Origin of the sequence: Streptomyces sp. NPDC052299, from assembly GCF_040679335.1 — a bacterium.
Taxonomy (GTDB): domain Bacteria; phylum Actinomycetota; class Actinomycetes; order Streptomycetales; family Streptomycetaceae; genus Streptomyces.
This window is the reverse complement of record NZ_JBFAUP010000008.1, coordinates 252,350-264,663: the sequence shown is the minus strand read 5'-3', so window position 1 is coordinate 264,663 and position 12,314 is coordinate 252,350. Positions and strand designations below refer to the sequence as shown.

Sequence of the window (12,314 nt, the reverse complement as noted above, 5' to 3'; positions counted from 1 at the left end):
TCCAAAAAATGTGAACGCCCCGTGGCAATGCCGCCGCGGAGCGCAGCCGGTGCCTTGGCCAGGCCGGCGGCCTCTCCGTGCGTCGCCCCGGGACCGGTGGCGCACCTCCCACGGGACCAGCCGCGGCCGCTCACCACGGAGGAGGGGGCGTCGTGACCGCGGAGACCTCCCAGACGCTCGACAGAGGACTGCGCGTCCTCAAGCTGCTCGCAGACACCGACCACGGCCTGACGGTCACCGAGTTGTCCAACAAACTCGGCGTGAACCGCACCGTGGTCTACCGCTTGCTCGCCACGCTGGAGCAACACGCACTGATCCGCCGCGACTTGGGCGGCCGGGCGCGGGTCGGCCTCGGCGTCCTGCGGCTGGGCCGCCAGGTCCACCCGCTCGTCCGGGAGGCGGCGCTTCCGGCGCTGCGCTCGCTGGCCGAGGACATCGGGGCCACCGCCCACCTCACCCTGGTCGACGGCTCCGACGCGCTGGCGGTCGCGGTGGTCGAACCGACCTGGACGGACTACCACGTGGCCTACCGGGCGGGCTTCCGCCACCCGCTCGACCGGGGCGCCGCGGGCCGGGCGATCCTTGCCGCCCGCCAGAAGCCGGTGGGCGAGACCGCTTTCACCCTCACCCACGGCGAACTCGAAGCGGGCGCGAGCGGTGCGGCGGCGGCGCTCGTGGGCGTGACGGGGGTGGAGGGCAGCGTCGGCGTCGTCATGCTCGCGGACTCCGTCCCCGAGCGGGTGGGGCCCCGGGTGGTGGACGCGGCCCGCGAGGTCGCCGACGCGTTGCGCTGAGCATTTCAGCCCGTCCGGCGTTCGAGGACGGAACCGGCTCGCCGGGGGCCGGTGCCCTCGGTGGCCCGGAGCGACGGGCGGGCCGCACGTTAGATTGGACCGGTGTCCAGAAAACGCCTCGCCCTAGCCGCCCTCCCCGTAGTCGCCCTCCTCGGCGTAGCCGCCTTCGCGCCGCTGCCGTTCACGCTGGCACAGCCCGGGACGACCGCGGACGTGCTCGGGGACGACCGGGGCACCCCCGTGATCAGCATCGAGGGCACACCCACCCGCGCCACGAAGGGCGAGCTGCGGATGACGACGATCGTGGCGACGGGCCCGAAGACGGACGTCGGCATCGGGGACGTCGTGGACAGCTGGTTCCGTACGGACCGGGCCGTGCTGCCCCGTGACTCCGTCTATCCGACGGGCGGCTCCGAGAAGGAGATCGAGAAGCACAACCTGGACGACATGGCGGAGTCCCAGGACGCCGCCGTCGACGCCGCCCTGAACTATCTGGACCGCAAACCCGGCTCGGTCGACGTCACCCTGCACCTGGCGGACATCGGCGGCCCCAGCGCCGGGCTGTTCTTCGCGCTCGGCATCGTGGACAAGCTGGACGGCGACGGCTCGGGCGGCGACCTCACCGGTGGCCGCACCATCGCGGGCACGGGCACCATCGACGCGGACGGCACGGTCGGCGCGGTCGGCGGGGTCTCGCTCAAGACGCAGGCGGCCCGGCGGGACGGGGCGACCGTCTTCCTCGTGCCGAAGGCGGAGTGCTCCGAGGCGGAGTCCGAGCTGCCGAAGGGTCTGCGGCTGATCCCGGTCACCACGCTGAAGGACGCCGTGAACTCGCTGCGGGCCCTGGACCACGGCGGCAGGATCCCCAGCTGCTGACCGGGACCGGGAAGGCGCCGGGCCGGCTCAGCCCTCCTTGATGAACCCCTCCTCGATCAGCCAGTCCTTCGCCACCTCGTGCGGATCCTGCCCGTCGACGTCCACCCTGGCGTTCAGCACCTGGGCGACCTCCGTGTTCAGCCGCTTGCTGAGCGGATCGAGGAGGCCGGCGATCTCCGGGTACTTCTCCAGCGTCGGGGTGTGGACGACGGGCGCCGCGTTGTAGTTGGGGAAGAAGTGCTTGTCGTCCTCCAGCACCTCCAGGTTCATCGCCCTGATCCGCCCGTCCGTGGTGAAGACCTCGCCGAGCAGGCAGGAGTCGGACTTGGAGACCTGGGTGTAGATGATCCCCGCGTCCATCTTCTTGATGTTGGACGCCGGCAGGGACATCCCGTACGCCTTCTCCATGCCGGGCAGCCCGTCGTCGCGCGAGGCGAACTCGTTCTCGACGCAGACCGTCACCGCCGCCGGGTTCTTCTTCGCCAGGGCCGCGACGTCGGAGAGCGTCTTCAGGTGGTACTTGGCGTTGTTCTTGCGGCTGATGGCGAGCGCATACGTGTTGTTGAGAGTGGACGGCCGCAGCCAGGTCACCCCGTTCCTCAGGTCCGCGTCGCGCACCGCCTTCCACTGCTCCATCGGGTCCTTGATCGGCTTCGCGTGCCCGAGGTACGTGATCCAGCCGGTGCCCGTGTACTCGTACTCGGCGTCCGCGTCGCCCTGGATGACCGCCTCGCGGGCGCTGATCGAGCTCGGCAGGTTCGTCCGGTCCAGGACCTCCGCCCCGGCCGCCTTGAAGATCAGCCCGATCATCTGGCCCAGGATGATGTTCTCGCTGAAGTTCTTCGAGGTGACGGTCAGCGACGCGCCGTCCAGCGGCTGCCCCTGCCCGACCGACCCGGGCACCACGTCGTCCACCATCGGCGACCCGCTCTTCAGCCCGCACCCGGCCAGCACCAGCGACAGCGCGGCCCCTGCCGCGAGCGTCCCACGCGTCCGCGTCCTCATCGCCCCACCTCCAGCCCGCGCGGGGTCAGCGCCACCTCGGCCAGCGAGGCCAGCCAGTCCACCAGCAGCGCCAGCACCACCGTCAGGACCGAGCCCAGCACCAGGACCGGCATGCGCTGGGTCTGGATGCCCGAGGTGATCAGGTCGCCGAGCCCGCCGCCGCCCCCGAAGGTCGCCAGGGTCGCCGTGCCCACGTTCAGCACGAGCGCGGTCCGGACCCCGGCGAGGATCAACGGCACGGCGAGGGGCAGCTCGACCCGGGTCAGGGTGCCCATGGCCGACATCCCGATGCCGCGCGCGGCCTCCACCATGTTCGGCTCGATCGCCTTGAGACCGGCGACCGTATTGGACAGCACCGGCAGCACGGCGTAGATCACCATGCCGGTGATCGCGGTCGACGGGCCGATGCCCAGCCAGATCACCAGCAGTGCCAGCAGACCGATCGCCGGGGTCGCCTGCCCGATGTTGGCGATCGCCGTCACCACGGGGGCCGCCCTGCTCAGCCCGCGCCGGGTCAGCGCGATGCCCAGCGGAATGGCGATGATCAGCACCCAGAAGGTGGAGATCGCGGTCAGCTTCACGTGCTGCCACCAGCGCACCTCGACGGTGTCACCGGCGATCGAGTTCTCCGCGATCGAGTCCAGGTGCACGTTCTCGATCCAGACGTACGTGAGGACCAGGACGACCGCGAGGACCGCCGGGAGCACCACCAGCTTCCGCCAGGTGATCCGCCGCGCCGGCTTCGCCGGCTGCGGGGCGGGCCGCTGTTCCGCCTCCGCCTCCGCGTCCGCCTCCTCGTCGCGGAAGGCGTGCCCCTTCACGTCGTGCTCGCCCGGCGGCCGTGCGCGGGAGGAGCCGGAGGGGGAGTCGGGGGTCATGCGCCCGCACCGCCCTCCAGCTCCTCCGCGGTCTGGTGGACGCGCAGCTCCTCCAGGTCGTGCTGGTGCTCGATGGCGGTCAGCCGGTCCGCCTCCAGGAGCTCGTGCACCGAGTTCATCAGGGTGTGCATGTCCACCACCCCGGTGAACTCACCGCGCCGCCCGGTCACCGCCACCCGCCCGCCGCTGTCGGTGAGCACGGCCTCCAGCGCGTCGTGCAGCGTCGCGTCGCGGGTCACCGTGTCGTGGACCAGCTGCCCGGCGCGCGCCAGGGAGCCCCGGGCCCGCATCAGGTCGCCGCGCCGCAGCCACTTGTACGGGCGGCCCCGGCGGTCCAGCATCAGCAGCTCGTTGTGCGAGCCGCTGCGCAGCTTGTTGAAGATCGACTGGAGCGGGTCGTCCACGGTCACGGTCGGGAAGTCCGCGATCTCCACCTCGCGCACGCGCGTCAGGTTGAGCCGCTTCAGCGCCGCGCCCGCGCCGACGAATCCGGAGACGAAGTCGTCCGTCGGATTGGTGAGGATGGCCTCCGGGGTGTCGAACTGCGCGATGTGCGAGCGCTCGCGCAGGACGGCGATCCGGTCGCCGAGCTTGATCGCCTCGTCGAAGTCGTGCGTGACGAAGACGATCGTCTTGTGCAGCTCGTGCTGGAGCCGGATGAGCTCGTCCTGGAGGTGGTCGCGGGTGATCGGGTCGACCGCGCCGAACGGCTCGTCCATCAGCAGCACCGGCGGATCGGCGGCCAGCGCCCGGGCCACGCCCACGCGCTGCTGCTGCCCGCCGGAGAGCGCGCGCGGATAGCGGCCGTGGAACTCGCGCGGATCGAGCCCGACCAGGTCGAGCATCTCCTCCACCCGGTCCTTCACCCGGGACTTGGACCAGCCCACCATCTTCGGGACCAGGGCGATGTTCTCGGCGACCGTCATGTGCGGGAAGAGCCCGGAGGACTGGATCGCGTAACCGATCTTCCGGCGCAGCTTCACCGGGTCGATGTCGGTGACGTCCTCGTCGTCGATCCGGATGCGGCCCGAGGTGGGCTCGATCAGCCGGTTGATCATCTTCAGCGTGGTGGACTTCCCGCAGCCGGACGGACCCACGAAGATCACGGTCTCGCCGGCCTTGATCTCCATGGAGACGTTCTCCACGGCCGGGTTCGGGTTGCCCGGGTAGCGCTTGGACAGGTTCTCCAGCTGGATGGCGGCGCCGGAGGTGGCCACCGGCTCCGGCAGGGCCTCGGTCTCAGACACGGATTCCCCTCGGGATGGTGAGCCGGCCCAGCAGGACGTACGCGGCGTCGAAGAGCAGGGCGAGGATGACGATGCCGAGCGTGCCCGCGAGCACCTGGTTGATCGCGTTGGCGCTGCCCAGCGAGGCGATGCCCCGGAAGATCTCGTTGCCGAGGCCGGGCCCGGAGGCGTACGCGGCGATGGCGGCGATCCCCATCAGCATCTGCGTGGAGACCCGGATGCCGGTCAGGATCGGCGGCCAGGCCAGCGGCAGCTCCACCTTGAACAGCCGCGCGGTCCGCGACATCCCGATGCCCTTGGCCGCGTCCACCAGGGCCGGGTCGACGCCGCGCAGGCCCACGATCGCGTTGCGGACGACGGGGAGCAGCCCGTACAGCGTCAGCGTGATCACCGTCGGGGCGACGCCCAGGCCGACCAGCGGGATGAGGAGACCGATGGCGGCGAGCGACGGGATGGTGAGCACGGTCGCCGTCGAGGTGATCGCCACCGAGGAGCCCCAGCCGCTGCGATAGCTGACGACCCCGATCAGGACGCCGAGGACGGTGGCGATGACCATGCACTGGAAGACCGCGCTGACGTGCTGGAAGGCATCCGTGAGCAACTGCTGATGACGGTTGGCCACGTACTCCCAGAAGCTCACCCGTCCTCCTCTGCTCAGTCGGTGTCCCGCGCCGCCTGTTCCACGAGCGGGATGACGCGCAGCGGCACGGGGTTCTCCATGACGATGGCCGTGGAGGCCCGGACGATGCCATCAAATCCGACAACCCGGTCGATCACCCGCTGAAGGTCCGCGTTGGACCGGGCCACGAGCCGGCACAGCATGTCCCCGTGCCCGGTGGTGGTGTGCAGTTCGAGGACCTCCGGTACGCCGCTCAAGTGCGCCCGTACGTCGGCACCTTGGCCCTGTTTGATCTCCAGCGTCGCGAACGCGGTGACCGGGTAGCCGAGGGCCGCCGGATCGACGTCCGGCCCGAAACCGCGGATGGCGCCATTCGACTGAAGGCGGTCCAAGCGCGCCTGCACCGTCCCGCGCGCCACGCCCAGCCTGCGCGACGCCTCCAGGACGCCGATCCTGGGTTCACGCGCGAGCAGCACGATGAGCCGCCCGTCCAGTCGGTCGATCGCCATGCCCCGGCCTCCGTCGGTGTGATGGGCACCATGTACAGATAGTCCGGCCATCATGGCCACCAGCTGTACAGGTTGACCAGTGATTTCGCGAACTGTTGCGCACCTTGCGGAGTGGCGGGAACCTCTGGGCATGACAGAGACGATGCACAGCACCCCCGAGACGGGGCTCGGCAGCCAGGATTCGAATAAGGAGCCGAGGCGGAGCGCAGCGGAGCGGCAGGCCGACCCCTTCCCCGTCAAGGGGATGGACGCCGTCGTCTTCGCCGTGGGCAACGCCAAGCAGGCCGCGCACTACTACTCGACCGCCTTCGGCATGAAGCTGGTCGCCTACTCCGGCCCCGAGACCGGCAGCCGCGAGACCGCGAGCTACGTGCTGACCAGCGGCTCCGCCCGCTTCGTCCTCACCTCCGTGGTGAAGGCGTCCTCGGACTGGGGCCACTTCCTGGAGGACCACGTCGCGGCGCACGGCGACGGCGTGATCGACCTCGCCATCGAGGTCCCGGACGCCCGCGCGGCGTACGCGTACGCCGTCGAGCACGGGGCCACCGGCATCGAGGAGCCGTACGAGACGAAGGACGAGCACGGCACCGTCGTGCGCGCCGCCATCGCCACGTACGGCAAGACCCGCCACACTCTGGTCGAGCGCTCCGGCTACGACGGCCCGTACCTGCCCGGCTACGTCGCCGCCACCCCGATCGTCGAGCCGCCGGCCAAGCGCTTCTTCCAGGCCATCGACCACTGCGTCGGCAACGTCGAGCTCGGCCGGATGAACGAGTGGGTCGCGTTCTACAACAAGGTCATGGGCTTCACGAACATGAAGGAGTTCGTGGGCGACGACATCGCCACCGAGTACTCCGCGCTGATGTCCAAGGTCGTTGCCGACGGCACGCTCAAGGTCAAGTTCCCGATCAACGAGCCGGCCATCGCGAAGAAGAAGTCGCAGATCGACGAGTACCTGGAGTTCTACGGCGCCGCCGGTGTCCAGCACATGGCGCTCGCCACGAACGACATCGTCGCCTCGGTCAAGGCGATGCGCGCCGCCGGTGTGCAGTTCCTGGACACCCCGGACTCGTACTACGACACGCTCGGCGAGTGGGCCGGGGAGACCCGGGTGCCGGTCGAGACCCTGCGCGAGCTGAAGATCCTCGTGGACCGCGACGAGGACGGCTACCTGCTCCAGATCTTCACCAAGCCGGTCCAGGACCGCCCGACCGTCTTCTTCGAGATGATCGAGCGCCACGGCTCCATGGGCTTCGGAAAGGGCAACTTCAAGGCCCTCTTCGAGGCGATCGAGCGCGAGCAGGAGAAGCGCGGCAACCTCTGACGCGTGAGGACCTGAGTGAGGGGCGGGCCGCCTTCCGGCCCGCCCCTCCGTCCGTGTGCCGCTGCGTCAGCGAACGGCCGCGGCCGGTGCCGGGGACGGCTCTACGGGGGCCTGCGCGACGGCCGCCGCGGCCGCCGTACCCCCGCCGGGCGCGGGCTGCTGCCCGGACGCCGGGGCCTGCGGTGCGGGGGCCTGGGGCGCCGGGGCCTGCGGTGCGGGGGCCTGGGGCGCCGGGGCCTGTGGTGCCGGGGGCTCAGGGGCCGGTGGCGGCTGCATGTCCGCCGGGCCGCCCGCCGGGGGCTCGCCCAGGTCGTCCAGCGCCTCCCGGGCCAGCGGCGCGTCCAGCGGCGAGAACTTCGGGTTGGTCCGCAGCGCCCCCTCCAACTGGCGGCGCGCCGAGCCGTAGTCGCCCAGCGCGCGCTGCACCATCCCCAGGTGGTAGGCGTACGAGGCGTTCTGCCCGCCCGAGTCCACCGCCCGCTGCGCGTACTCCAGCGCCCCGTCCGAGTCGCCCGACCGGTGCAGCGCCCAGCCCAGCGCGTCCGCCACCGCCGGGCTGCGGTGGCCCCGCTGCCACTCGGCCCGCAGCAGCCCCACCGCCGCCTCCGCGTCGCCGTGCGCGGCCTCGAAGCGGCCCAGGAGCAGCGACTCGTCCACGCCACGCGCCTTGCCCCGGTCCAGGGCCGCCCGCAGCTTCTCGTACTGGCCCACCGAGTCGCCGTCGAGCCCCAACGACTCGTAGAGCTCGCCCAGTTCGAGCAGGTAGCCGGGGCGCGGCGACTTCGCCAGGGCGGCCTGGTAGTCCCGCACGGCCTCGTCGGTGCGCCCGAGGGCCGCGAGCGCCCGGGCCCGCCCGGCCAGCGAGGGCTGGTGGCCCTTCTCGACGCGCAGCGCCGCCCCGTACTGCGCCACGGCCTCCTCCGGCTCGCCGCGCTCCCAGGCCAGGTCGCCCAGCCTGGACAGGCAGGCGGCCTTCTCGGCCGGTGCCTTCGCCCGGTTCGCCGCGTCCTGCGCGGTGGCCAGCGCGTCCTCGCGCCAGCCCCGGTCGCGGTACATCTCGGCGGCCCGGCCCAGCGCCGGGACCCCGGCCCGCAGTTCGGTGAACCGCTCGACCGCCGTGATGGCGGACTTCTGGTCGCCGAGGCCGTTGTAGGCGTCGATCAGCTGCGGGTAGACCGTCCACTCCTTCGGCGTGCGCTTCCGGACCGTCTCGCCCCACTTCTTGGCGGTCACGAAGTCGCGGCGGGCGTTGGCCAGGGACGCGAGGCCCACCCAGGCGGCCGTGTTGCCGCTCTCGCCGGGGCGCACGTCCAGCGACCGCTTCAGCGCCTGCTCGGCCCGGGTGTAGTACGCCGGATCGGCGGCCCGCCGCCCCGCCTCCACGTACGCCGACCCGAGCACCGCCCAGGAGTCCGCGTCCGAGGGGTGCGTGCCCACCCACTTCTGCCGGTCCCCGATGAGCGCCCTCAGGTCGGCGAGCGAGGCGGGGGAGCCCGCGGCCGTCGCGGACATCGCGCGCGAGACCGGCCCTGCCACGGGCGGTGCCGCGTCCTTGTCGTCGTCGGGCACCGCGACCACCGCGCCCGTCACCAGGACCGCGCCCGCCACCATGCCGAAGGCGGCCCGGCGCAGCGTCGTGCGCATCGTGGGGGGAGGGGGTTCGGCCGGGGACGCGGGGTCCGGCGGGGAGGCGTCCGGGGCGGACCAGTCGGTGTCGAAGGAGTACTCGGGCCCGGAGGCCCCCGGGGGCTGCTGAGGCGTGAGATCCATGCCGCTCACTGTGCGTCAGTATGAAGATCACACCGAGCCTTGGGAACGCCGCCGCAGACGGGTTCACACCAATGGGCCCGGGTGTCACGCTTGGATCATGGACGATCTCCTCGAACGGCTGCGGGCGGGTCTTCCCGCCGAGGCACTGATCACCGACCCGGACGTCACCGCCTCCTACGCCCACGACATGGCGAGCTTCTGCGCGGCCGGTGCCCCCGCCGTCGTCGTGCTCCCGCGCACCGTGGAGCAGGTCCAGCACGTCATGCGCACCGCCACCGCGCTCCGCCTCCCGGTCGTCCCGCAGGGGGCCCGCACGGGCCTGTCGGGCGCCGCCAACGCCACGGACGGCTGCATCGTGCTCTCCCTGGTGAAGATGGACCGCATCCTGGAGATCAGCCCCGTCGACCGGGTCGCCGTCGTGGAGCCCGGGGTGATCAACGCCGTGCTGTCCCGCGCGGTGGACGAAGTCGGCCTGTACTACCCGCCGGACCCCTCCAGCTGGGAGACGTGCACCATCGGCGGCAACATCGGCACCGCGTCCGGCGGCCTGTGCTGCGTGAAGTACGGGGTCACCGCCGAATACGTCCTCGGCCTCGACGTCGTCCTCGCGGACGGGCGCCTGCTCACCACCGGCCGCCGCACCGCCAAGGGCGTCGCCGGATACGACCTCACCCGCCTCTTCGTCGGCTCCGAGGGCAGCCTCGGGATCGTCGTGAAGGCCGTCCTCGCACTGAAACCCAGGCCGTCCCGGCAGCTCGTCCTGGCCGCCGAGTTCGCCGACGCGGCGGGCGCCTGCGACGCGGTCTGCCGGATCATGGAGAGCGGCCACACCCCGTCACTCCTCGAACTGATGGACCGTACGACCGTCCAGGCGGTCAACCGCATGGCGAACATGGGTCTCCCCGAGACCACGGAGGCCCTGCTGCTCGCGGCCTTCGACACCCCGGACCCGGCCGCCGACCTCGCCGCCGTCGCCGACCTGTGCACCGCCGCCGGTGCCACGGAGGTCGTCCCGGCGGAGGACGCGGCCGAGTCCGAGATGCTGCTCCGGGCCCGGCGGATGTCGCTGACCGCGCTGGAGACCGTCAAGCCGGCGACGATGATCGACGACGTGTGCGTACCGCGTTCGCGGCTCGGTGCGATGCTGGCGGGCACGGCGGAGATCGCCCGCACGTACGGCCTCACCATCGGCGTCTGCGCCCACGCGGGCGACGGCAACACCCACCCCGTCGTCTGCTTCGACCCCGCCGACGCCGACGAGTCCCGGCGGGCCCGGGAGTCCTTCGACGCGATCATGGAGCTCGGTCTCGCGCTCGGCGGCACGATCACCGGCGAGCACGGGGTGGGCGTGCTGAAGAAGGAGTGGCTGGCCCGCGAACTCGGCGAGACCGGCGTGGAGCTGCACCGGGGCATCAAGCAGGCGTTCGACCCGCTCGGGCTGCTCAACCCGGGCAAGGTGTTCTGACCGGCCCCGGTCCCGGCCCGCGCTCCTCAACCCTCCCCGTCCTGCGACTCGTCCGACGGCCACGGGTCGCTCATCCACAGGTCGTCGGCGGGCAGCGGGGCGAGGAGTTCGGCCAGCCCCTCGTCGATGCCGAGCCGTTCGGTCTCCGTACCCGGCGGCACCACGCGCAGCGTCCGCTCCACCCAGACCGCGACGGCCGCGGACGGCACCTCCAGCAGCGCGTTGCCGTCCGGGGAGGTCAGCGCCACGCAGATGACACTGGCCCCGTCCACCTTGGTGGGCCAGATCCGCACGTCCCCCTGCCCGCACGGCCGGAACACCCCCTCCACCAGCAGGTCCCGGGCGAACGTCCAGTACACCGGCGCGTCCGAGGTGATGTGGAAGGTGATGTGCACCGCGTACGGGTCCTCCGTGCGGTACGTCAGCCTGGCCGGTACGGGGATGCTGCGCTCCGGCGAGAGGACCAGCTTGAGCTCCAGTTCGCGTTCCACGACGGTGTGCATGACGGCGTCCTTCCGTTGTCCGGGGCCGGTCCCACGACCGGCCCGCACAGGTGAGAGCGCGCCGCACGCCATCCATTACGCGACTTCGCGAAAAAAGTTCGCGTGACCGGAAAGAGGGCCAAACGGCCGGACCGGCACGGGAGTACGCGCCCGTCTGGTAGATGTGGACCCCTGTATTGAGGCCGCGAAGAGATACGGGACCACGGTGATGAGCGCCCCAACCCCGGCACCCGGTGACGAGAGCCCCCGCGAGGGCTATTACCCCGACCCGTCCATCCCCGGCTACGTCCGCTACTGGAACGGCAACTCCTGGGTGCCCGGTTCCAGCCGCCCGGCCCCGAAGCCGGAGCCGACGGGGCAGGCGGAACCGTCGGAGCCGGCGGTGGTCGAGGAGACCGGGCCGGTGTTCCTCGACGAGGAGGGCCCCGAGGACGGCCGCCCCGAACCCGCCACCGCCTGGCAGGCCGACGCCTCCCACCAGTCCGGCTTCGCCGGGGACCGGGACCACCGCGTCTCCTGGGGCGGCGCGGAGGCCCCGGGGACCGCGGCGGCACCGGCGGCCCCGCCCCCCGAGGACGCGGCGCCCCCCGCGCAGAGGGTTCCGTCCTCAAACGCCGGACGGGCTGGGTTTCAACGGGCTGAGGCGCAACTGGCTGCGGCTGACCAGCTCGTCCAGCCAAATCAAGCCCGTCCGGCGATTGAGGACGGAACCGGTGAGCCGGACCAGGCTGAAGGCACGTTGACCCTCCGCACGCGCCCCGCACCGGTAACCCCGTGGAGGCCCCCCGCCAACGACCCCTTCCGGGACCTCGTCGCGGCGCGCACGTCCGGTCGCCCCGCCCCGCTCGGCAAGCGGGTCGCCGCCCGCCTCATCGACACTCTCGTGCTGGGCGCGCTCACCGCCGTGGCCGCCGTGCCGCTGGCCGGCCGGGCCGTGGACCACATCGACGGGAAGCTCGACGCGGCCAGGCAGAGCGGTGAGACGGTCACCGTCTGGCTGCTGGACTCCACCACGGCCGCGCTGGGCGGCGCGCTGCTCGGGGTGTTCCTCGTGCTGGGCGTACTCCTGGACGCGCTGCCGACCGCGAAGTGGGGCCGTACGCTCGGCAAGAAGCTGTGCGGCGTCGACGTACGGGACATCGAGTCCCACGAGACCCCCGGCTTCGGCGCCGCGCTGCGCCGCTGGCTGGTGTTCGGGGTGCCGGGTGTCCTCGTCGTCGGGATCGCCGGCGTGCTGTGGTGCCTGGTGGACCGGCCGTGGCGCCAGTGCTGGCACGACAAGGCGGCGCGCACCTTCGTCGCGGGCTGACACCATCCGCCGGAC

General features: G+C 71.9%; 12 protein-coding genes. 5 read left to right on the top strand and 7 right to left on the bottom strand.

Annotated features, from left to right (window positions below; all coding sequences use genetic code 11):
- Positions 1–152: 152 nt before the first annotated feature.
- Both AB0L33_RS16400 and AB0L33_RS16395 read left to right on the top strand, forming a co-directional pair.
- Positions 153–794 carry a helix-turn-helix domain-containing protein gene (locus AB0L33_RS16400; protein ID WP_266746457.1) on the top strand — a complete coding sequence of 214 codons (642 nt, stop codon included), beginning with the start codon at positions 153–155 and terminating at the stop codon, positions 792–794.
- Positions 795–896: 102 nt separating this feature from the next.
- A complete protein-coding gene (locus tag AB0L33_RS16395) occupies positions 897–1,670 on the top strand; it encodes a S16 family serine protease (RefSeq protein ID WP_365681865.1) in 774 nt (257 codons plus the stop codon).
- Positions 1,671–1,697: 27 nt separating this feature from the next.
- On the opposite strand, the gene AB0L33_RS16390 is transcribed toward AB0L33_RS16395, so the two are convergent.
- The 5 genes from AB0L33_RS16390 to AB0L33_RS16370 are packed head-to-tail and all read right to left on the bottom strand — an operon-like array spanning position 1,698 to position 5,928.
- Entirely contained in the window at positions 1,698–2,675 is a 978-nt protein-coding gene (locus tag AB0L33_RS16390) for a glycine betaine ABC transporter substrate-binding protein (RefSeq protein WP_365681863.1), read from the bottom strand.
- The gene (locus AB0L33_RS16385; protein WP_365681861.1) at positions 2,672–3,553 is read right to left on the bottom strand and encodes an ABC transporter permease; all 882 of its coding nucleotides are present in this window, start codon (positions 3,551–3,553) and stop codon (positions 2,672–2,674) included. The genes AB0L33_RS16390 and AB0L33_RS16385 overlap by 4 nt, the downstream gene beginning before the upstream one ends.
- Positions 3,550–4,800, bottom strand: a complete 1,251-nt coding sequence (locus tag AB0L33_RS16380; RefSeq protein WP_365681859.1) for a betaine/proline/choline family ABC transporter ATP-binding protein — start codon at positions 4,798–4,800, stop codon at positions 3,550–3,552. The genes AB0L33_RS16385 and AB0L33_RS16380 overlap by 4 nt, the downstream gene beginning before the upstream one ends.
- Entirely contained in the window at positions 4,793–5,440 is a 648-nt protein-coding gene (locus AB0L33_RS16375; RefSeq protein ID WP_018100766.1) for an ABC transporter permease, read from the bottom strand. Before AB0L33_RS16375 ends, AB0L33_RS16380 begins: the two co-directional genes overlap by 8 nt.
- Before the next feature lie 14 nt (positions 5,441–5,454).
- Positions 5,455–5,928, bottom strand: coding sequence for an Lrp/AsnC family transcriptional regulator (locus AB0L33_RS16370; RefSeq protein ID WP_018100765.1), 474 nt, complete (start codon positions 5,926–5,928; stop codon positions 5,455–5,457).
- 130 nt (positions 5,929–6,058) lie between these two features.
- Here AB0L33_RS16370 and hppD point away from each other — a divergent pair, with 130 nt between their 5' ends.
- The gene (gene hppD / locus AB0L33_RS16365; RefSeq protein ID WP_365681857.1) at positions 6,059–7,252 is read left to right on the top strand and encodes a 4-hydroxyphenylpyruvate dioxygenase; all 1,194 of its coding nucleotides are present in this window, start codon (positions 6,059–6,061) and stop codon (positions 7,250–7,252) included.
- Positions 7,253–7,318: 66 nt separating this feature from the next.
- Here hppD and AB0L33_RS16360 read toward each other — a convergent pair whose 3' ends face one another.
- Positions 7,319–9,022, bottom strand: a complete 1,704-nt coding sequence (locus tag AB0L33_RS16360; protein ID WP_365681855.1) for a tetratricopeptide repeat protein — start codon at positions 9,020–9,022, stop codon at positions 7,319–7,321.
- Between the two features lie 97 nt (positions 9,023–9,119).
- Here AB0L33_RS16360 and AB0L33_RS16355 point away from each other — a divergent pair, with 97 nt between their 5' ends.
- A complete protein-coding gene (locus AB0L33_RS16355; protein ID WP_365681853.1) occupies positions 9,120–10,487 on the top strand; it encodes an FAD-linked oxidase C-terminal domain-containing protein in 1,368 nt (455 codons plus the stop codon).
- 26 nt (positions 10,488–10,513) lie between these two features.
- Here AB0L33_RS16355 and AB0L33_RS16350 read toward each other — a convergent pair whose 3' ends face one another.
- Entirely contained in the window at positions 10,514–10,990 is a 477-nt protein-coding gene (locus AB0L33_RS16350) for an SsgA family sporulation/cell division regulator (RefSeq protein WP_365681851.1), read from the bottom strand.
- Between the two features lie 208 nt (positions 10,991–11,198).
- On the opposite strand from AB0L33_RS16350, the gene AB0L33_RS16345 reads away from it, so the two are divergent.
- Positions 11,199–12,299, top strand: a complete 1,101-nt coding sequence (locus AB0L33_RS16345; protein ID WP_365681849.1) for an RDD family protein — start codon at positions 11,199–11,201, stop codon at positions 12,297–12,299.
- The last annotated feature ends 15 nt before the right edge of the window (positions 12,300–12,314 follow it).